Raw genomic sequence first — 18,832 nt, 5'->3', positions numbered from 1 at the left:
ATGGCCGGCGTGAGCACGACGATCGTCCTGCGCGAGGCCCATCCCGACGTCGAGCCCGCGCTCGGCGCGCTGCACGGCTACCTGCACGACGTCATCGGCCGCATGGAGGGCCGGCCCGCCACCGACGACGAGGTGGCGGCCTTCGCCGCGCAGAGCCCGACCGACGGCCTGGTCCCGCCGCTCGGGACCTTCCTCGTCGCGCTCGAGGACGACGGGTCGGCGGTGGGCTGCGTGGGGCTGCGCTGGCGCGGCGACGACGTGCCCGCCGACGCCGCCGAGATCAAGCGGATGTGGACCTCGCCGGCGGTGCGCGGCCGCGGCGTGGGCAAGCTGCTGCTCGACGAGGTGGTGCGCCGCGCCCGCGACGCCGGGTGCGCGCGGCTCGTGCTCGACTCGCGCGCCGACCTCGTCGAGGCCCGCACGCTCTACGAGCGCGCCGGGTTCGTCGAGGTCGAGCCCTACAACGTCAACCCCCACGCCCAGGTCTGGTACGCGCTGGACCTGCGGTGACGGCGGGTCCCGTCGCGACGCTGCGGCGCGTGACCGCGACCCGCTACGTGACGCCGCTGCGCGAGGGCGGCTCGCTGCCCGGGATCGTCGAGGCCGACGACCTCGGCACCTACGTCGTGAAGTTCACCGGCGCGGGCCAGGGGGTGAAGGCGCTGGTCGCGGAGGTCGTCGCGGGCGGGCTCGGCCGCGCGCTCGGGCTGCGGGTGCCCGACCTCGTCGTCGTCGACCTCGACCCGGTCGTCGCGCGCTCGGAGCCGGACTGGGAGGTCCAGGAGCTGCTCGCCCGCTCCGGCGGCCCGAACCTCGGCCTGGACTTCCTGCCCGGCGCGATCGGGTTCGACCCGGTCGCCCATCGCGTGGAGCCCGACGAGGCCGCGCGGGTGCTGTGGTTCGACGCCCTCGTCGAGAACGTGGACCGCACCTGGCGCAACCCCAACCTGCTGCGCTGGCCCACGTTCTTCCCCCGTCGCTCCGCTCGCCACAGTGACCTGTGGTGCATCGACCACGGCGCCTGCCTGTACTTCCACCACTCGTGGGCCCGGGCCGCGGGCGTCGTCGGGCGGGCCTACGACGCGTCCGACCACGTGCTCCTGCCCTTCACGACGGCGGGTGCACGCGCGGCCGCCGACGCCGCGCTGGGCGAGCTGGTGACGCGGCCGCTGCTCGAAACCGTGGTGGCCGCGGTGCCCGCCGAGTGGCTGGCCGAGGACACCTTCTTCGCCTCGGTCGGCGAGGCGCGGGAGGCCTACGTCGCGCACCTGCTCGCGCGGCTGGCGGAGCGGACGTGGGTGCCGTGACCGCGGGGTGGAACGAGTACGAGTGGGCGCCGCTGCGGGTGGTGCCCCGGGTCGACCGGGGGGAGTGCCTCAACGTCGGCGTGCTGCTCTACTGCCGCTTCGAGGTGCACCTGACGATCCGGCTCGCGCTCGACGCCGGGCGGCTGGCGGCGCTGGCGCCCGACCTCGACGTCGAGGAGGTCGCCACCGCGGTGGCGGCCTGGGAGCGGACCGTGGCGGGGGAGGGGCCGGCCGGGGTCCTCTCGGTGGGCGAGCGGTTCCGCTGGCTCACCGCGCCGCGCTCCACCGTGGTGCAGGCCGGGCCGGTGCACACCGGGCTGACGGCCGACCCCGAGGCCGAGGCCGACCGTCTGCTCGAGCGCCTGGTCTAGCCCACCCGGCGGCGGCAGAACTCCAGGACGAGCGCCCACTGGAAGGCGCGCTGGGCGTTGTCGGCGGCGCCGCCGTGCCCGCCCTCGACGTTCTCGTAGTACTCCACCGGGTGCCCGTACTCCTGCAGCCGGGCGACGAACTTCCGGGCGTGCCCGGGGTGCACGCGGTCGTCGCGGGTGGAGGTCGTCACCAGGATCGGCGGGTAGGAGGCCGCCCGCGCGAGCTTCTGGTACGGCGAGTAGGTCGAGAGGAAGGCCCAGTCGTCCGGGTCGTCGGGGTCGCCGTACTCGGCCATCCACGAGGCCCCGGCCAGCAGCAGGTGGAACCGCCGCATGTCCAGCAGCGGCACCATGACGACGACGGCGCCGAACAGCTCCGGGTAGCGGGTGATCATCACGCCCATGAGCAGCCCACCGTTGGAGCCGCCGTGGATCGCCAGCCGGTCCGGCGTGGTGATCCCGCGCGCGACGAGGTCCCGCGCGACCGCGGCGAAGTCCTCGTAGGCCCGGTGCCGGTGCTCGCGCAGCGCCGAGGTGTGCCACTCCGGGCCGTACTCCCCGCCGCCGCGGATGTTCGCGACGACGTAGATCCCGCCGTCCCAGCCCTGCTCCGGCGACTCCTCGATCCAGCCGCGTCCCATCACCCCGGAGTAGGCCGGTGTCCGGGAGATCTCGAACCCGCCGTACCCGGTCATCAGCACCGGGCCCGGCGTCGGGCGCTCCTTCCCGACGACGAAGTAGGGCACCTCGGTGCCGTCGTCGGAGGTCGCGAAGAACTGCCGGACGGTGACCCCGGTGGCGTCGAAGAACTCCGGGGCCGAGCGCAGCGTCTCGAGCGGCGCGTCCTGGTCGGCGGTGTCGCCGAGCACCGTACGCACGAACGTCGAGGGCCGGGTGAAGCCGTCGGTGTCGAGGAAGACCTCGTCGCTCTCGTCGGGGTCGACCCCGACCACGCCGACCACCGAGAAGTCGTCCCCGGTGGGCAGCTCGCGGCGGCTCCAGTCCCCGGGCGTCGCCCGCTCTGGGCCGAGCCCACCGTCCGGGCCGGGCGGGGTCAGGACCTCGAGCCGGGTCGCGACGTCGTCGAGCAGGGTCAGGATCAGGTGGTGCTTCGTCCACGCCCAGCCCGACAGCGAGCGGCTCGGCGTCGGGGTGAAGAGCACCGTGTGCTCCCGGCGCCCGTCGAGGTAGTCCTCGATCCCGAAGGCGAGCAGGGTGCCCGCGGCGTACTCCGTGCCGGCCACCGTCCACGGCGAGCGGGTGCGCACCAGCAGCCAGGCCCGCTCGATCTCGGTGTCGGCGTCGGGCGGCACGTCGAGCAGCACGCGGGTGCCGTCCGGGCGCAGCACGAACTCCTCGCTGGTGTGGAAGTCGGGGCTGCGCCCGACGATGTCGCGCTCGAACCCGACGGTGTGGTCGTGCCCCGCGAAGGCCGAGACGTCGCTCTCCTCGGCCTCGAACACCACCGGCGCCTCGGCGACCGGCGTGCCGCGCGTCCACCGGCGCATCACGCGCGGGTAGCCCGACGTCGTCATCGACCCCGGTCCGAGGTCGGTCCCGACGAACACCGTGTCGTCGTCGATCCACGAGATCCGGCTCTTCGCCTCGGGCAGGGCGAAGCCGCCCTCGGCCTCGGGCACGAAGCGCTTGGCCCCGAGGTCGAACTCGCGGACCACGGTCGCGTCCGCGCCACCGCGGGAGAGCTGCACGAGCGCGCGGGTGTAGTCCGGCCAGCGCGCCGCCGCCCCGGCCCACACCCAGTTCTCGTCCTCGGCGGTGGCGAGCGCGTCGACGTCGAGCAGGAGCTCCCAGTCGGGGTCGCCCGTGCGGTACGAGTCGAGCGTGGTGCGGCGCCACAGGCCGCGGGGGTGCTCGGCGTCCTGCCAGAAGTTGTAGAGCAGCTCGCCGCGGCGGCGGGTGTAGGGGATGCGGTCGTCGGAGTCGAGGACCGCGCGCAGCCCGTCGCGCAGGGACGTGAACCGGTCGCCCTCGGCGAGCACGCCCAGGCTCTCGCCGTTGCGGGCGCGGACCCAGGCCAGGGCCTCGTCGCCGGTGACGTCCTCGAGCCAGAGGTAGGGGTCGTCGGTGCTCGTCTCGGTCGTGGCAGGCGTGGAGGTCACCCGTCCAGTCTGCCTACCGGCGAGCGGGGGGCGTCGAGGAGGCGCGCCAGAGTGTCGGGCGGCCGTCGAGGTCACGCAGCTGGGTGGTGCTGCCTGCGCCACCAGCAGACGGTGACGCGGGGGACCCGTGCTGCGGCGAGGGTGCCCAGCGCGCTCTTGTGTTGCTTGCCGCGGTCACGGAGGCGTTGGTATCGGTCGGCGAGGGCCAGAGCGCGAGGGTTCCGCGGGCGGCGGCGAGCAGCGCGTCGGCCTTGTCCCCGCGCCACCGCCCGCGGCTGGTGCGGATCAGCAGCCGGCTCAGAAGGGCCCGGCCAGGACGTTGCCGGGCGTGCCGGTCGGCGTAGTACTCGAGCACGCTGCAGGCTGCCTGGACGTTGCCGGGGTCGGTGCCCAGCACCGCGGTCCAGGCCGGGCGCAGCAGCTCGAGTGTCTGCCGCCCTCCTCGGCCAACGCGTCGGTGGCAGCCTCGACACCCGAGCCGCGAGCCCCATCCAGCCCCCGCTGGAGCGACGCCGAACCTGGTTGTCGGGGGGTTGAGTTATCGTGCGAACATGCGTTCGAACGAGGCAGTGGGTGATGCGGTCAGCGATGAGCTGACCGCGATGCTCGCCCGCCTCGGCGAACTCGCGCAGGCCCCCACCGACCCGACCGGTGATGGTGAGCGTGACGGCGACGGTGGCGCCGCTCTGATCGACCGGGTCGCGGTGCTGGAACAGATGCGCGCCGCGCTCGCCGTGGCCCAGCACACCGCCATGGTCGCCTTCGGACGTGCCCAGGTCGAAGCGCAGGCCCAGCTGGTCGCCGCCGGGCAGTTGGACCCGGAGAAGCTGGGGAAGGGCATCGCCGACCAGATCGCCCTCGCCGCCCACGTCTCGCCGTGGCAGGGCTCACGGCGGCTGACCATCGCCAGCACCCTGGCCACCGACCTGCCCGAGACCCGGCGCCTGTTGACGGCCGGGCGGATCAGCGAACGGCTGGCCGAGACCGTGGTCGCCCAGACCAGCCACCTCGACGCGGCGGCGCGGCGCGCGGTGGACAAGGAACTCGGAGACGCTCGCCTCGGCGAGTTGGCATTCCGGCGGGCCGAAGCGACGGTGAAGAAGACCGCCTACGAGACCGACCCCGCCGGCTACACCCAGCGCGGCCGCACCGCCCGCAAGGACCGCCGGGTCACGGTGCGCCCCGCCCCGGACACCATGAGCGTCCTCTCGGCGCTGCTGCCGGTCGAACAAGGCGTGGCCTACCTGGCCGCGCTGCGCACCCACGCTGACGGGTTGATCGCCACCGGTGACACCGGCGGCCGCAGCCGCGACCAGGTCATGGCCGACACCCTCGTCGAACGGGTCACCGGACAGGCCCGCGCCCGAGGACGTGGATGTCGAGGTCGGGATCGTGCTGCCGATCGACGCGCTGCTCGACCCCGACAGCCCCGCCACCGGCGAGCTGGTCGGGCACGGGCCGCTACCCGCCGGGATCGTGCGCGACCTGCTGCGCGCCACCGGCGGGAAAAGGTGGTGGCGGCGGTTGTTCGCCCACCCCGGCCACGGCGGCCTGCTCGGCGGTGACCCGCAGAAGCGGCGCTTCGACGGGTTCCTCGCCCGGCTGATCGACCTCCGCGACCACGGCCGCTGCCGCGACCCCTACTGCGACGCGGCGATCAGGCACCACGACCACATCGTCCAGTCCCGCGCTGGCGGCCCCGCCAGCCTCGCCAACGGCCGCGGGGTCTGCGCCCGCGGCAACTACGTCCGCGAGATGCCCGGCTGGGACGTCGAGACCGTCCACGACGGGCACGGCGAGCACCCCCACACCGTGCGGACCACCACTCCGACCGGCCACACCTACACCAGCCGCGCCGGACCCTGACATCCCCATCCTCAGAACCCGGCAGGCCGCGCGGATCCGATCGCCCCCTCACCCATCGCGACGATCGAGCCCTCGGCGCGCCCAGGACCACGCACACCCGCGCGTGCAGTGGAGACGCCGGCAGTAGTTGAGTAGCTGGAAAGGGTCGTCGGCGCCGTGCCGCCCGAGGTGCTCGTACTCGGCGTCGTAGACGCCGGCCGCTGCCCCTCCTCGTCGGGACGAAGCGTGGGCCGAAATTCCTTGCGCACGCCGTCGACAGTGGCGCGCACGGACGTCTCGCCATGAGCGGGCAGCGTTGGGACGAACGTCGAGCGGGCCGCCGACGCGCCTGGGCAGGACCCCCGCGAGGTCAGCGGCCGTACCCGTTGCGACCGGCCAGCGTCCCGGATCGGGCCTCGGGGATCTCCCAGGCCGGGGGAGGAGCGGCGGCAGGGGCGGGCTCGTCGTCGGGAGCCTTCGCCCGTCCGGTCCGCAGCAGCTCACGCCACTCGGCCGGGCTCCAGTGCGCGGGCTCGGTGTCGGCGAGGAACTCGCGCAGCACCCCGAGGAACCGTTGCGGGTGCGAGTGGAACGGGAAGTGGCCCGCCCGCTCGAACACCTCGAGCCGGCTCTCCGGCATCGCCTCGTGCGCGGTGCGGCCGTGCTCGACCGGGACGACGAGGTCGTCGGCGCCCCACACCAGCAGGGTCGGCATCCCCGCGGTCAGGTAGCAGCGGTCGAGCATGGTGACGACCTGCCCGCGCCAGTCGACGACGGCGCGCAGGGTGCGCAGGAAGGCCGAGCGGCTCGTGGCGTCGGGCAGCGCGTCGACGAGCCGGACGAGGTCCTCGGCGTCGCGGCCGAGCGAGGTGTCGAGGGCCTGCAGGGTGCGGAGCACCAGCTCGGTCTGGAAGCGGACGCCGGGCCAGCGCAGCATCGGCAGCACGAGGTCGGCGAACGGCAGCGACGCGGCCCGCAGCGCGGGGGTCACGGCCTGGGCGACGCCGCCGGCACCGATGAGCACGAGCCGCTCGGTGCGCTCGGGGTACTGGTAGGCGAACTGCATGGCGACGCCCCCGCCGAGGGAGTGCCCGACGAGGGTCGCGCGGTCGATGTCGAGGACCGAGAGCAGGTCCCGCATGCCGTTGGCGTAGGCGCCGATCGAGTAGTCGCCGCGGGGCTTGTCGGAGCCGCCGTGGCCGAGGAGGTCGGGGGCGAGGACGGTGTGGTCACGCGCGAGGTCGTCGAGGACCGGGCCCCACGTGGAGGAGTCGTCGCCGATCCCGTGGATCAGCAGCAGGACCGGCCCGGACCCGGCCATCCGGAAGGCCCGTCGGTACCCGTGCACGGTCCGGTGCTGCAGTGCCCAGCGCTCGCCGGCGACGGGACGCGCGACCGGTCCGGGGGCCGGCGGGGCTCCCCGCCCCGGACGTCGACCCAGCACCCTGCACCTCTTTCTTCCGGGCCCGATCGGTTGCGGGCCATCGGAGATCGAGCGTAGGAGCGCCGTGTGACGCCCGGTGACGGGGAGGTTTCACCGGCATCGCGACGCGACCGGCGGTCACGTCGTCTCGTCGACCGGGTCCTCCGACCCGTCGTCGTCGGAGCCGTCCGGCCCGTCGGTGACGCCGGTCCCGGTCGCGCCGGTGGCGTCGACCTCGGCGAGCAGCAGGTAGAGCCGGCGCCGGGCCTCGTCGAGGATGCCCGTCGCCTGCGTCACCTGCTCGGCGCTGCCGACCTGGGCGACCTGCGCGACCGCGCCGGCCAGCCCGCGACCCGCCGTGCGGAGATCGGTGAACCCGTCGTCCGCGGCGGCCTCCACCTGCGACCACACCGCGTCGAGCTCGGCGGCGTGCTCCTCGGTGTACTTCGTGCCCGCCTCGGTGAGGTGCACGACCGTGCGGCCGGACTCCTTCTCGGTGTGGACGAGGCCCTCGTCGGCCAGCTGCGAGACGGTCGGGTAGACCGACCCGGGGCTGGGCTTCCAGGAGCCGCCCGAACGCTCGGCGATCTCCTGGATGATCTGGTATCCGTGGCGGGGCTCCTCCCGGAGGAGGGCGAGGATCGCGAGGCGGACGTCGCCGCGCGAGCGCCGACCCGGGCCACCCCGGCCGCCGCGTCCGCGACCACCGGGACCGCCGAAGCCGCGGCCACCCGGGCCGCCACCGCGGCGACCCCGCGGCCCACCCGGGCCCCAGGGACCTGGGAAGCCGCCCTCGGGACCGTCCTGCGGTCCCTCCTCCTCCGGGCCGCGTCCCCGCCCGCGTCCGCGCCCCCGGGGACCCCCGGGGCCGAACGGGCCGCCGAAGGGCGGGCCGAAGTCGGCGAAGTCCTTGCCGAACGGGCCTCCCCGCCGGCGGGCACCGCGATGCGGCCGTCCGGGCTCGCCGCGGTGCTGGTGCGGCCCACCCGGGCCGCGCTGCTGCGCCCACTCGGGGCGCTCGTGGTTGGTGAACATGTTCTGTGTTCCCTTCGTCGAAGTACCGCCGACTGTCGGCGATGCTTCAACGATATATCGCTAACTGTCGGGTGCAACGTGATGCCGGTCACGTCTGACCCATGGGTGAGCGGCGCCGCCCGGGCGTCGGACGCCAGGAACGTGCCGTTGCCGCGTGGTGGGTGCGGGCGTTCGCCGACGGCCTCGTCGGGTCGGTGATCGACTCGTCGACCTCGCTGCCTTCGGGGCCCTCGACCCTGTCGCGCCCGGCCGGACTCGGGGACCATCCCGGGACGGAAGGACACCTGATGCGCAAGCTCTCCCTCGACGCCCTCGCGCGGCAGCAGCTCGAGCGCGCTGCCGACTCGAGCAGTGGACGCGCGGCCGACACCGTCTACGGCGGCCACGAGCACGTCCTCCGGCAGACCATGATCACGCTGATGGCCGGGAGCTCGCTCTCCGAGCACGACGGTCCGGCCGAGGCCACCCTCGAGGTGCGCCGCGGCCGGGTCCGCCTCGTCGCGGGGGCCGATACCTGGGACGGCCGCACCGGGGACCTCCTCATCGTCCCGACGGCGCGTCACACCCTCCAGGCCCTCGAGACGAGCGTCGTGCTCCTCACCGTCGTCCGGTCCCCGTGAGCCGAGGGCGACGCGGGATCGGTCGCCGGCTCGGCGTCGGGATCGGGCCCCGGAGGCGACCAGGCGATCATCCCGTCGGGACCGGTGCGGCGGGCTCCGGTGAGGGCAACGCGTAGACCTGTTCGACCACCCTGCTCAGCAGGGCGTTGGCCGTCTGTCGGCTGTCGAGGCCCACGGTCAGGTTGCTCCAGATCACGATCGTCACGTGGTTGACGGGGTCGTGGCCGGCGAAGGCGTCGTAGCCCGGCATCTCCCCGAAGTGGAAGTACAGCGGCACGGTCGGCGCGAGCATCTGCCGTTCGATGCCGTACCCGTACTGCGGTGCCCCGGCCGGTGCCCCCGGCTCGGTGGGCATCGGGCTGTCCAGCCACTGCCGCTGGAGGTCCGGGCGGCCGATGACCTGCCCACCGACCAGCGCCCGGATCCAGGTCCCGAGGTCGTCGGCGGTCGAGATGGCTCCGCCGGCCGCCATGGCGTAGGAGGGACTCTGGCGGGTGTAGTCGACGGGGGCGAGCGTCCCGGACTCGGCCGCGGCGCGGACCTCGGGCGGATAGGGCGTCGTCACGAGGGCGTAGCGGGAGCCGCCGTACATGTAGCCGTGCGACGACGGCGCGGGGATCGAGCTGTCCGTCGTCGCCGGGAGGCTCGTCCGGGTCAGTCCTCGCGGGCCGAAGAGACGGTCCCGGAACGCCTGGTCCAGCGGCTTCCCGCACACCTTCTCGACGACGAGGCCGAGCAGCGCGTAGTTGGTGTTGCTGTAGTCGTACCCGGCGCCCGGCGGGAACTCCGGTGGGTGCCGGAAGGCGATCGCCAGCACCTCCTGGGGCGTCCACACCTTCGCCGGGTCGGCGTCGAGGGTCGCCGCGAACGCGGGGTCGTTCGTGTAGCCGTACAGGCCGCTGCGCATGGTCAGCAGCTGCTCGACGGTGATGTTCCCGCCGTTCGGCACGCCCGGCACGTACGCCGCCACCGGGTCGGACAGCCGCAGCCTGCCCTGCCCCACGAGCTGGAGGACCACCGCCGACGTCATCGTCTTGGTGATCGACGCGATCCGGACGTGGGTGGCGCCGTCCGGCGGCACCTGCGCCCCCCGCTCGGTGGTCCCGACGGCGGCGGTGACGGCTCCCCGCGGCGTGTGCACCTCGACCACGGCACCCGGGATCCGGAGCTCGGTGGCGGTGGCCTGCACCGCGGCCCGGAGCGCGGCGGGGTCGATCGTCTTCACGACGGACGGTCCGTGTGGTGGGGTCGTGGCCCCGGTCGCCGCGACGGGGACCACGGCCGAGCCGCCCGCCGAACCGCCGGTCGGGACGGCCGCGGAGCAGCCGGCGAGGACCAGGCCGGCGAGGAGCCCGACACCCCGCACGAGCGGGGATCGCCGAGCTCCAGCACGCATGCCGCTGCTCCCCGTGCGTCGTGCCCGCCCCGTCGCGGGCGTGTGTCCCGGACGTCCGCCTCACCCGACGTCCCCCGGCCACAGGGTGGAGCACCCCCGTCGAGCGGCGCAGCCGCCGACCGGCCGAGTGACGAGACGTGCGGGATCGAGGACCGAACGTCGTGGATCTGCTGGTCAGTGGCGCGCGGACGCCCGTGGGGTGATCACTCGGGACCGCGGACCTCCCGGAGCTCGGCGCCCTGCCCGGCAACGTCTGATCGGTGGGTTTCCTGGAGGCGTTCGCGACGGCGGCCGGGCAGGTCCGGGCGGAGATGGCCACCCGGCCCAGCCCGGCCGCCGTCCTCGAACGGGTGGCGCGGGCCCGCTAGTGGAAGGCGGCGCGCTCCACCGTCGTCTGCAGGGCGGCGAGGAGCTCGCGGGCCGAGTCGAGCGAGAGCTCGACCGCGATCCGCGACGCCGGGCCCTGCTCCGGCGCCAGGAAGTCGATGTTCACGGTGTGCGCGTCGGGGGCGTGCACCGGGTGGTCGTAGTAGACCGTCGCCTCGGACATGGCCCGCCAGCCGTCACGGGTCTTCCCCGACGAGCGTTCGAGGGCGACCTTCTCGGTGGAGTAGGTGCACATCAGGCGGCTCCCACGGGGTCCCGGACGAGGTGGGTGTCGAGGAAGGCCTCGATCTTCTGCCAGGCGTCGACGGCGGCCTCGGGGCGGTAGGAGGGCCGGTCGACCGAGAAGAAGGCGTGCCCGGCGCCGTCGTAGCGGTGGAACTCGTAGGTCTTGCCGTGGTGCTGCAGCAGCTTCTCCAGCTCGTCGACCTGGTCGGGCGAGGGGTAGGAGTCGTCGTTGCCGAACAGGCCCAGCAGGGGCGCGCCCAGCTCGCCGATGCGGTCGGTCAGCGGCTGGACCTTGAGCGGGAACCCCTCGGGCGGGGTGCCGACGACGAAGGCGCCGTAGCAGTCGACGGCCGCCTGGACGTCGACCTCGATGCCGGTGAGCACCGCCTGGCGGCCGCCGGAGCAGTAGCCGATGACCCCGACGGCGCCGGTCGCGTTGGCCAGGGTGCGCAGCCAGGCCGCGGCGCCGGCCGCGTCGCCGACGAAGCGCTCGTCCGGGACCCCGCCGTTCGCGCGGGCGGTGGCGGCGGCGTCGTCGGGATCGGCGTCGGGCGCCTCACGGGTGTAGAGGTTCGGGCAGATCGCGGAGTAGCCCATCGTCGCGAAGCGGCGGGTGATCTCCTTGGTTCCGGCGTCGTACCCGGGCATGTGGTGGATCACGATCATGCCGGGATGCGGTCCGGGGTCCAGCGGTCGTGCGGTGTAGGCCTCGATGAGGTCGCCCCCGTGGCCCCGGATGCCGACCGTCTCGGCCAGGACGGCGTCGTAGCGCATGCGTGCACTCCCTCCTCGCCGGCGCGCGGGAGCGCGCCGCTCGCACCCATCCGAGCACTTCCGGGACGGCGGCGGGGTGCCGGGGCGACGCACGTCCCGTTTGCGTGCTCGGGACGATGACCACCGGGCCCGGCGCTAGGAGCGCCGCCAGCGGGCCGGGCCGTCGTCGTACAGGTCGGCGCCGTGCAGGTCGTTCACGACGAGGGCCGGGAAGTCCTCGATGGTCAGCCGGCGGACCGCCTCCGCGCCCAGGTCGTCGTAGGCCACGATCTCGGCGCTCGTGATGCACCGGGAGAGCAGCGCGGCGGTGCCCTCGATCGCGCCGAAGTAGACGCAGCCGTGGGTGCGCATCGACTCCTTCACGGCGTCGTTGCGCCGTCCCTTCCCGATCATCGACCGCAGGCCCCGCTCGACGAGCATCGGGGAGTACGCGTCGCACCGGCTGGCGGTGGTGGGCCCGGCGGAGCCGATGACGTGGCCGGGGCGGGCCGGGGTGGGACCGACGAAGTAGATGGTGGCGCCCTCGACGTCGAACGGGAGCTCCTCGCCGGCGTCGATCGCCTCGGCGAACCGGGCGTGGGCGGCGTCGCGGGCGGTGTACACGACCCCGGAGAGGAGCACCGAGTCGCCGGCGTGCAGCGACGCCGGGTCGGTGAGGGGGAGCCTGACCGCCGTCGCCGTCACAGGGTCACGCTCCGCACGCGGTGGGAGTGGCAGTCGAGGTTGATCGCCACGGGGAAGGCCGCGATGTGGGTCGGGAAGGCCTCGACGTGCACGGCCACCGTCGTCACCGTCCCGCCGAACCCCGCCGGCCCGATCCCGGTCGCGTTGATCGCGTCGACCAGCTCGGCCTCCAGCTCGGCGAGCTTCGGGTCGGGCGAGGGCGAGCCGGTGGGGTCGCGGGTGAGCGCCCGCTTGGCCAGCACCGCCGCGCGGTCGAACGTGCCGCCCATCCCGATGCCGACGGTCACCGGCGGGCTGGCGGACGGCCCCGCCTTCTCGATGGTCTCCACGACGAACCGGCGCATGCCCTCGACGCCGGCGGCCGGCGTGAGCATCCGCAGCGCGCTCATGTTGTCGCACCCGGCGCCCTTGACCAGCAGCGTCAGCTCGATGCCGGTGCCGGGGACGAGGTCGTAGTGGACCATCGCCGGGGTGTTGTCCCCGGTGTTGACGCGGTCGACGGGGGAGCGGACGAGCGACGCGCGCAGGTAGCCGTCGCGGTAGCCCTGCGCGACCCCGCGGTCGAGCGCCTCGGCGAGCGAGCCGCCGGTGAAGTGCACGTCCTGCCCGATCGTCAGGAACAGCACCGCGTACCCGGTGTCCTGGCAGAACGCGATCCGCTCGGCCGCCGAGACGCGGGCGTTCTCGAGCAGCCGGTCGAACACCTCCCGGCCGATCGGCGACTCCTCGGCGAGCCGCCCGCGCTCCAGCGCCGCCACGTGGTCCTCGCGCAGCGCGTGGTTGGCCTCGACGCAGAGCTTGGCGACGACGGCCTCGACCTCGGCGACGTCGACGGTGCGCAGCTCGGGTGCGACGGTCACCGGTCAGGCGTACCGCACCCGGCGTCGTCGTGCACCGTGGAAGCGGCCGACGGTGTGGCTTTCCGGACGTCCAGCGTCAGCGGTGCGACACCGCTGACACCGCGAAGCCGGACAGCGCATCCGCGAACGCGTCCAGGGCCGCCCGCGCCGCGTCGCCGTCGCGGTCCACCAGCCACGCGATCACCACGCCGTCGGTGACGACGACGAGCATCCGGGCCAGCTCGGTGACGGGCAGCGTCCAGGACACCCCGCACCCCGCCGCCAGCGACTCCAGGGTCAGCCGCGCGGTGCGGTGGTAGGCCTCGTACTGGCGGGCGGCCACCCCGGCGAGCGACGGCTCGTGCAGCGCGTACTGCGTCAGCCCGGTCAGCACGACCTCCCGGTTCGGGTCGGCCTCCACCGTCGCCCAGTACTCGTGAAGCGTCGCCCGCAGCGACTCGGCCACCGAGCCGCGGACCAGCACGCCGCCGGCCTGCGCGTCGACGAGCGCCGCGACCGTCGCCTCGGTCAGCTCGACCAGGAGCTCCTCCTTCGAGGCGAAGCAGTAGTGGAACGCCGCGACCGGCGCGCCCGCCTCGGCACAGATCCGCCGGGTGGTGGCCGCCGCGAACCCCTCGGCGCCGATCACGCGGAAGGCCGCCTCGACCAGCTGGCGGCGGCGCTCGGACGCGGACACCCGGGCCACGGCGCACCTCCCGAAGTTGGTCAGTTGTCCCAGACGCTTGACATAGTATGGCCCACGCCACAGGCTGACGCGCGTGGAGGGGACGAGCGCGGAGGGCGGCTACGCGACCGCGTTCCCGCGGGTGCTGCGCCGGTTCGCGCTCTTCGCGATCGCGTTCTCCGTCGTCTCGATCACCACGGGGATCTTCGTCAACTACGCCTACGGCCTCACCACCATGGGCCCGGCCGCGGTGTGGCTCTGGCCGGTGGCGGCGGTCGGGCAGGTCCTCGTGGTGCTCGTGCTCGCCGAGCTGGCCGGGCACATGCCGCTGGCCGGCGCGAACTACCAGTGGACCGCGCGGCTGGTCGGGACGCGGTTCGGCTACACCGTCGGGTCGCTGGGCCTGCTCTACAGCGCGGTCGGGCTCCCCGGGATCGCGCTCGTCGGGCTCGCCCCGCTCACCGCCACCGTGCTGGGGCTCGACGCCGCCGACCCGACGACGCTGCTCGTCATCGCCGTCGTGGCCCTCCTGCTGGCCTTCGGGGTCAACCTGGTGCGGGTGCAGTGGGCGGCGCGGGTCAACAACCTCGCGGTGTTCGCCGAGATCGCGGGCACGGTGGTGCTCTCGCTGCTGCTGTTGGGCCTGTGGGCGCACGGCCACGCGGGCACGCCCGACGGCGGGCACGGGCTCGGCTTCCTCACCGCGGTGAACCCGGGCACCCCGGCCGGCGACGCCGTCGTCGGGGGCGCGCTCATCGGGATCTTCACGCTCGTCGGGTTCGAGGCCGCCGCCGACATGGCCGAGGAGGCCGTCGACGCCCGCCGCACGGTCCCGCGCGCGATGATCGCCGCCGCGGTGATCTCGGGGGTGCTCGGGCTCGTCGCGCTGATCGGGTTCACCGTCGCCATCCCGGACCTGCGCGCCGTCGAGGCCTCGCCCGTCCCGCTCGCCGACATCGCGCAGTACTGGCTCGGGCCGGTGCTCACCCGCGTCTTCCTCGTGATCGTCGTGTTCTCGATGTTCGCGCTGCTCGTGGTCGCGGCGGCGTCGAACTCCCGGCTGCTCTTCGCGATGGCCCGCGACCGGCTCCTGCCCGGGTCCGGCCTGCTGCGGCGGGTGAACGCGACCACCGCGACGCCGGTGCCCGCCCTGCTGACCTCGCTGGTGATCTGCCTGGTGCTGCTGGCCTACGGCACCCTCGACGGGGCCGCGTTCACGATCCTCGTCGGCGCCACCGCCCTCGTGCCCTACCTGATCTACCTGCTCACCCTCGGCGGCTACCTCGCCCGGCGCCGCCGGCTGCGCGAGACCGGGCAGGTCGGCTTCTCACTGGGTCGGGCGGCGCTGCCGGTGGCCGGGCTGGCGATGGTGTGGCTGGTGGTGGTCGTCGCCGCCCTGACGCTGCCCGACGCCTTCCGCTCCGCCGACTACGTCGTGCTCGGGGGCCTCGCACTGACCGGGCTCTGGTACCTCGCGGTGCTGCGGCGCCGCCTGCGCGACGGGACCGCCGGCCTGCCGGCGCCCGACACCACACCCGCCGTCGGGAAGGCCCTGGAGAGCTCGTGACGTGGACCAACTGGGCCGCGAACCAGCGGACCGCCCCGGCGCGGACCGTGACCGCGAAGGACACCGACGACGTCGTCGCCACGGTGAAGGCGGCCGCGCGCGACGGGCTGCGGGTCAAGGCGACCGGGTCCGGCCACTCGTTCACCGGCATCGGGGTGCCCGACGGGATCGCGCTCGCGACGCCGTCCTCGCCGGAGCTGCTGGCCGTGGCCGGAGACCGCGTCACCGTCCCCGCGGGCATGACGATCCGGACGCTGAACGCCCTGCTGGCCGAACACGGCCGCGCGCTGCCGAACCTCGGCGACATCGACGCCCAGACGATCGCGGGCGCGGTCGCCACCGGCACCCACGGCACCGGGGCCCGCCACCAGGGGATCGCCGCGGGCATCCGCGGCCTCGAGATGGTGCTCGCCGACGGCAGCGTGGTCACCGCGACCGCCACCGAGCACCCGGAGCTCTTCCGCCACGGCCGCGTCGGGCTCGGCGCGCTCGGGGTGGTGACGGCGGTCGAGCTCGAGACGGTGCCTGCCTTCGCGCTCCACGCGCGGGAGTCCGCGCGCCCGCTCGGGGAGGTCCTCGAGTCCTTCGACGAGCTCGCGGCGGCCCACGACCACGTGGAGTTCTACTGGTTCCCGCACACCGACGTCGCCGCCACGAAGATCAACGACCGGGTGTCCGACGAGGCTCCCGGTCCGGCCCGGGGCCGGGTCGCGGAGTGGGTCGGGGACGAGCTGCTCGGCAACGGCGGGTTCGCCGCGGTGTGCCGGCTCGGGGCGGCGGTGCCGCGCGCGGTGCCGGCCCTCAACCGCGTCATGGCCGCCCGGATGGCCAACGCCGAGTACGTCGACCGCTCCTACCGGGTGTTCACCAGCCCGCGCCGGGTGCGCTTCCTCGAGATGGAGTACGCGGTGCCGCGGGACGCGCTGCCCGAGGCGTTCGCCGGCCTGCGGGCCGCGGCGGCCCGGCACGCCGCCGACGTGACCTTCCCGGTCGAGGTGCGGGTCGCGGGCGCGGACGACGTGCCGCTGTCGACGGCGAGCGGGCGCGACTCGGCCTACCTCGCCGTCCACGTCTACCGCGGCCGGCCTCACGAGGCGTACTTCGCCGCGGTCGAATCGGTGATGACCGCGCTGGGCGGACGCCCGCACTGGGGGAAGCTGCACACGCGGACGGCGGCCCAGCTGGCCGCGTCGTACCCGGAGTTCGGGGCGTTCGTCGCGCTGCGCGACCGGCTCGACCCTGCCGGCCTCTTCCACAACGCCCACCTGGAACGGATCCTCGGTGCGCCACCTCGCTGACCTGCAGACCCCCGCCCTCGTCGTCGACGCCGACGCGCTCGAGGCCAACCTCGCGGACATGGCCGCCCGCTGGCCGGGCGCGACGCTGCGCCCGCACGTGAAGGCGCACAAGACGACGGCGCTGGCCCACCGGCAGGCCGCGCACGGCTCGCCGGGCTTCACGTGCGCGACGATCCGCGAGGTCGAGGGCATGGTCGCGGCCGGCCTCGGAGGGGACCTGCTGCTGGCCAACGAGGTGCTCGACACCCGGCGGCTCGGGGCGCTCGTCGCCGACGGCGCGCGGGTGACGGTGGCGGTCGACTCCCCGGAGACGGTCGAGGCGGCGGCGGCCGGCGGGGTGCGCGAGGTGCTCGTCGACGTCAACGTGGGCCTGCCGCGCTGCGGGGTCCAGCCCGACGGGGCCGGTGCCCTGGCGGACAAGGCGCGGGCCGCGGGCCTCGCGGTGCGCGGCGTCATGGGCTACGAGGGCCACCTGCAGGCCCTGCCCGACCTCGCCGAGCGGGCCCGCCTCACCGAGGAGTGCATGGCGCGGCTGCTCGCCGCGCACGCCGAGGTCGGCGGGGACGTCGTCTCCGGCGGCGGCACCGGGACCTCGGCGCTGAACACCTGGGTCACCGAGATGCAGGCCGGCTCCTACGCGCTGATGGACTCGGCCTACGCGGCGGCCGGCGTCGGGTACCGGCAGGCGCTGCACGTGCTCAGCACGGTGGTCTCGACGTCGGCGGCGCGCCCGGACATGCCCGCCTACGCCGTGGCCGACGTCGGGCTCAAGGCGCTGGGGATGGACCACGGGAACCCCTCGATCCCGGGCGGCCAGGTGTGGTTCTGCTCGGACGAGCACGTGACGTTCGCGCCCGACGACGGTGCCCCGGTGCGCGTGGGCGACCACGTGCTCGTCGTGCCCGCCCACGTCGATCCCACCGTCGCGCTGCACGAGCGGATGCACCTCGTGCGCGACGGTGAGGTCCTCGACACCTGGCCGGTGGACCTCCGCGGGTGGTGACGCTCCGTCGGGGGCGGACACGCATGCCGGACCGGGTCGACGGGGTACCGCTGCGGGCGAGGCATTGGACGAATCCGCGCCCCGACCCCGAGCGGGCGCGGCGAGAAGGAGGAACACCGGATGGACCTGTCGCGCACGCGGGATCTCTTCGAACGGCAGGGGCCGTTCGCGACGGTCTACCTGGAAGCGACGAACCCCGGCGAGAACGCCGCGAAGCAGACCGAACTGCGCTGGCGGGGGCTGTCGGACTCGCTCTCGGAGCAGGGTGCCGACGACAAGACGATCGCGGCCCTGGACGACCTGTTCTCCTCGACCGCCCCCGGCGACCTCAACGCCTACGGGCGCGTCGTCGTGGCGTCGTCGGACGGCGTGCTGTTCGACGAGCCCGTCGAGGGCGTCGACCGGTCCGGCGACTCGGCCACGTGGTCCCCGCTGCCCGAGCTCGGCACCTACTTCCGCTCCCAGTCGGGCTCGGTGCGCGTCGTGCTCGTCGTGGCCGACCAGACCGGCGGTGACGTCTACCAGGTGGTCGCCTCGAACGTCGAGGGCGCCCGGGAGGTCTCCGAGGAGACCATCAAGGGCTCGGCGGTCGAGTCGGTGCACAAGCCGCGCGAGGGCGGGAACGCCCACAAGCACCGCCAGCGCCGCCACGCGGAGGCCGCGTACCAGAACGCGGCCGACGTCGTGAAGGGCGTCGAGTCGGCGGTCTCGTCGTTCCGGCCCGAGCTGATCGTGCTCGCCGGCGAGGTGAACGGACGCGAGGTCGTCCGCACCGAGATGCCGAAGGGGCTCCTGGAGATCACCCGCGAGATCGAGGCGGGCAGCCGGGCGGCGGGCGCCAGCGAGGACGCGCTCGAGGACGCCCTGCTCACCGAGGTCGGGCGGTTCGCGACCGAGCGCGAGACCGCGATCGACCAGCAGTTCCGGGAGGCCAAGGGCCACGCCAACGCCGCCGAGGGCCTCGAGCCGGTCCTCGAGGCGGCCCGCACCGGGGCGATCGCGACGCTGATCCTCGTCGACGCCCACCCGGTGGCGGGGGAGCTCTACGTCGGCGACAGCCCGGAGGCGCTGTCCACCGACCCCGCGAACCTGAGCTCGATCTCGGACGCCGAGCCGGTCAAGCGGCCGGCCGAGCAGGTCCTGGTCCGGGCGACCGGCGCGCTGGGTGGCGACGTCGCGGTCCTGGGGGCCGGCGCGGAGCTGCAGGACAACGTGGGCGCGCTCCTGCGGTTCCCGACGGGGAGCTGACGCAT

Annotated in this window: 19 protein-coding genes; 10 read left to right on the top strand and 9 right to left on the bottom strand. The window is 74.4% G+C overall.

The genetic code is table 11. The annotated features are described in order from the left end of the window. Positions 1 to 9: 9 nt before the first annotated feature. The 3 genes from HH311_RS08695 to HH311_RS08685 are packed head-to-tail and all read left to right on the top strand — an operon-like array spanning position 10 to position 1,678. A complete protein-coding gene (locus HH311_RS08695; protein WP_169183236.1) occupies positions 10 to 510 on the top strand; it encodes a GNAT family N-acetyltransferase in 501 nt (166 codons plus the stop codon). A gap of 29 nt (positions 511 to 539) precedes the next feature. Beyond that, a complete protein-coding gene (locus HH311_RS08690; protein WP_312030020.1) occupies positions 540 to 1,307 on the top strand; it encodes a HipA family kinase in 768 nt (255 codons plus the stop codon). Then, on the top strand, positions 1,295 to 1,678 hold the full coding sequence (locus HH311_RS08685; protein ID WP_312030019.1) for a DUF3037 domain-containing protein: 384 nt from the start codon (positions 1,295 to 1,297) through the stop codon (positions 1,676 to 1,678). The genes HH311_RS08690 and HH311_RS08685 overlap by 13 nt, the downstream gene beginning before the upstream one ends. Here HH311_RS08685 and HH311_RS08680 read toward each other — a convergent pair. Continuing rightward, positions 1,675 to 3,798, bottom strand: a complete 2,124-nt coding sequence (locus HH311_RS08680) for a prolyl oligopeptidase family serine peptidase (RefSeq protein WP_169183235.1) — start codon at positions 3,796 to 3,798, stop codon at positions 1,675 to 1,677. The genes HH311_RS08685 and HH311_RS08680 overlap by 4 nt on opposite strands. A 551-nt stretch (positions 3,799 to 4,349) precedes the next feature. Here HH311_RS08680 and HH311_RS08675 point away from each other — a divergent pair. Both HH311_RS08675 and HH311_RS31500 read left to right on the top strand, forming a co-directional pair. Then, positions 4,350 to 5,363 (top strand): DUF222 domain-containing protein, encoded by a 1,014-nt coding sequence (locus tag HH311_RS08675; protein ID WP_248292333.1) that lies wholly within the window; start codon positions 4,350 to 4,352, stop codon positions 5,361 to 5,363. Further along, positions 5,323 to 5,664, top strand: coding sequence for a hypothetical protein (locus HH311_RS31500; RefSeq protein ID WP_248292332.1), 342 nt, complete (start codon positions 5,323 to 5,325; stop codon positions 5,662 to 5,664). Before HH311_RS08675 ends, HH311_RS31500 begins: the two co-directional genes overlap by 41 nt. 349 nt (positions 5,665 to 6,013) lie before the next feature. Here the strand turns inward: HH311_RS31500 and HH311_RS08670 are convergent, their stop codons facing one another. Both HH311_RS08670 and HH311_RS08665 read right to left on the bottom strand, forming a co-directional pair. Next, the gene (locus HH311_RS08670) at positions 6,014 to 6,991 is read right to left on the bottom strand and encodes an alpha/beta fold hydrolase (protein ID WP_396027430.1); all 978 of its coding nucleotides are present in this window, start codon (positions 6,989 to 6,991) and stop codon (positions 6,014 to 6,016) included. 213 nt (positions 6,992 to 7,204) lie between these two features. Then, a complete protein-coding gene (locus tag HH311_RS08665; RefSeq protein ID WP_169183234.1) occupies positions 7,205 to 8,101 on the bottom strand; it encodes a PadR family transcriptional regulator in 897 nt (298 codons plus the stop codon). Between the two features lie 287 nt (positions 8,102 to 8,388). Here HH311_RS08665 and HH311_RS08660 point away from each other — a divergent pair, with 287 nt between their 5' ends. Further along, positions 8,389 to 8,721, top strand: coding sequence for a LuxR family transcriptional regulator (locus tag HH311_RS08660; RefSeq protein WP_169183233.1), 333 nt, complete (start codon positions 8,389 to 8,391; stop codon positions 8,719 to 8,721). Positions 8,722 to 8,788: 67 nt separating this feature from the next. On the opposite strand, the gene HH311_RS08655 is transcribed toward HH311_RS08660, so the two are convergent. The 6 genes from HH311_RS08655 to HH311_RS08630 form a co-directional block, all read right to left on the bottom strand. After that, positions 8,789 to 10,117 (bottom strand): serine hydrolase, encoded by a 1,329-nt coding sequence (locus HH311_RS08655; RefSeq protein ID WP_169183232.1) that lies wholly within the window; start codon positions 10,115 to 10,117, stop codon positions 8,789 to 8,791. A 364-nt stretch (positions 10,118 to 10,481) separates the two neighbouring features. After that, entirely contained in the window at positions 10,482 to 10,739 is a 258-nt protein-coding gene (locus HH311_RS08650; RefSeq protein ID WP_169183231.1) for a DUF6295 family protein, read from the bottom strand. Further along, positions 10,739 to 11,503, bottom strand: coding sequence for a dienelactone hydrolase family protein (locus HH311_RS08645; protein WP_169183230.1), 765 nt, complete (start codon positions 11,501 to 11,503; stop codon positions 10,739 to 10,741). The genes HH311_RS08650 and HH311_RS08645 overlap by 1 nt, the downstream gene beginning before the upstream one ends. Positions 11,504 to 11,638: 135 nt before the next feature. Then, a complete protein-coding gene (locus tag HH311_RS08640; RefSeq protein WP_169183229.1) occupies positions 11,639 to 12,187 on the bottom strand; it encodes a FumA C-terminus/TtdB family hydratase beta subunit in 549 nt (182 codons plus the stop codon). Then, a complete protein-coding gene (locus tag HH311_RS08635; protein WP_312030018.1) occupies positions 12,184 to 13,047 on the bottom strand; it encodes a fumarate hydratase in 864 nt (287 codons plus the stop codon). The genes HH311_RS08640 and HH311_RS08635 overlap by 4 nt, the downstream gene beginning before the upstream one ends. 76 nt (positions 13,048 to 13,123) lie before the next feature. After that, positions 13,124 to 13,732 carry a TetR family transcriptional regulator gene (locus tag HH311_RS08630; RefSeq protein WP_169183228.1) on the bottom strand — a complete coding sequence of 203 codons (609 nt, stop codon included), beginning with the start codon at positions 13,730 to 13,732 and terminating at the stop codon, positions 13,124 to 13,126. Positions 13,733 to 13,805: 73 nt separating this feature from the next. Here HH311_RS08630 and HH311_RS08625 point away from each other — a divergent pair, with 73 nt between their 5' ends. The 4 genes from HH311_RS08625 to HH311_RS08610 all read left to right on the top strand — a co-directional run bounded on the left by HH311_RS08625 (position 13,806) and on the right by HH311_RS08610 (position 18,827). Further along, on the top strand, positions 13,806 to 15,278 hold the full coding sequence (locus HH311_RS08625; protein WP_169183227.1) for an APC family permease: 1,473 nt from the start codon (positions 13,806 to 13,808) through the stop codon (positions 15,276 to 15,278). Continuing rightward, positions 15,275 to 16,576 (top strand): D-arabinono-1,4-lactone oxidase, encoded by a 1,302-nt coding sequence (locus tag HH311_RS08620; protein WP_169183226.1) that lies wholly within the window; start codon positions 15,275 to 15,277, stop codon positions 16,574 to 16,576. Before HH311_RS08625 ends, HH311_RS08620 begins: the two co-directional genes overlap by 4 nt. Continuing rightward, entirely contained in the window at positions 16,560 to 17,579 is a 1,020-nt protein-coding gene (locus HH311_RS08615) for an alanine racemase (protein WP_169183225.1), read from the top strand. Before HH311_RS08620 ends, HH311_RS08615 begins: the two co-directional genes overlap by 17 nt. A gap of 120 nt (positions 17,580 to 17,699) precedes the next feature. Beyond that, positions 17,700 to 18,827 (top strand): hypothetical protein, encoded by a 1,128-nt coding sequence (locus tag HH311_RS08610; RefSeq protein ID WP_169183224.1) that lies wholly within the window; start codon positions 17,700 to 17,702, stop codon positions 18,825 to 18,827. The last annotated feature ends 5 nt before the right edge of the window (positions 18,828 to 18,832 follow it).

The sequence above is a fragment of the Actinomycetospora sp. TBRC 11914 genome, assembly GCF_012933465.1.
Classification (GTDB): Bacteria; Actinomycetota; Actinomycetes; order Mycobacteriales; family Pseudonocardiaceae; genus Actinomycetospora.
Note: the sequence above shows the minus strand (reverse complement) of the source record. Positions and strands in the feature narration are given on the sequence as shown.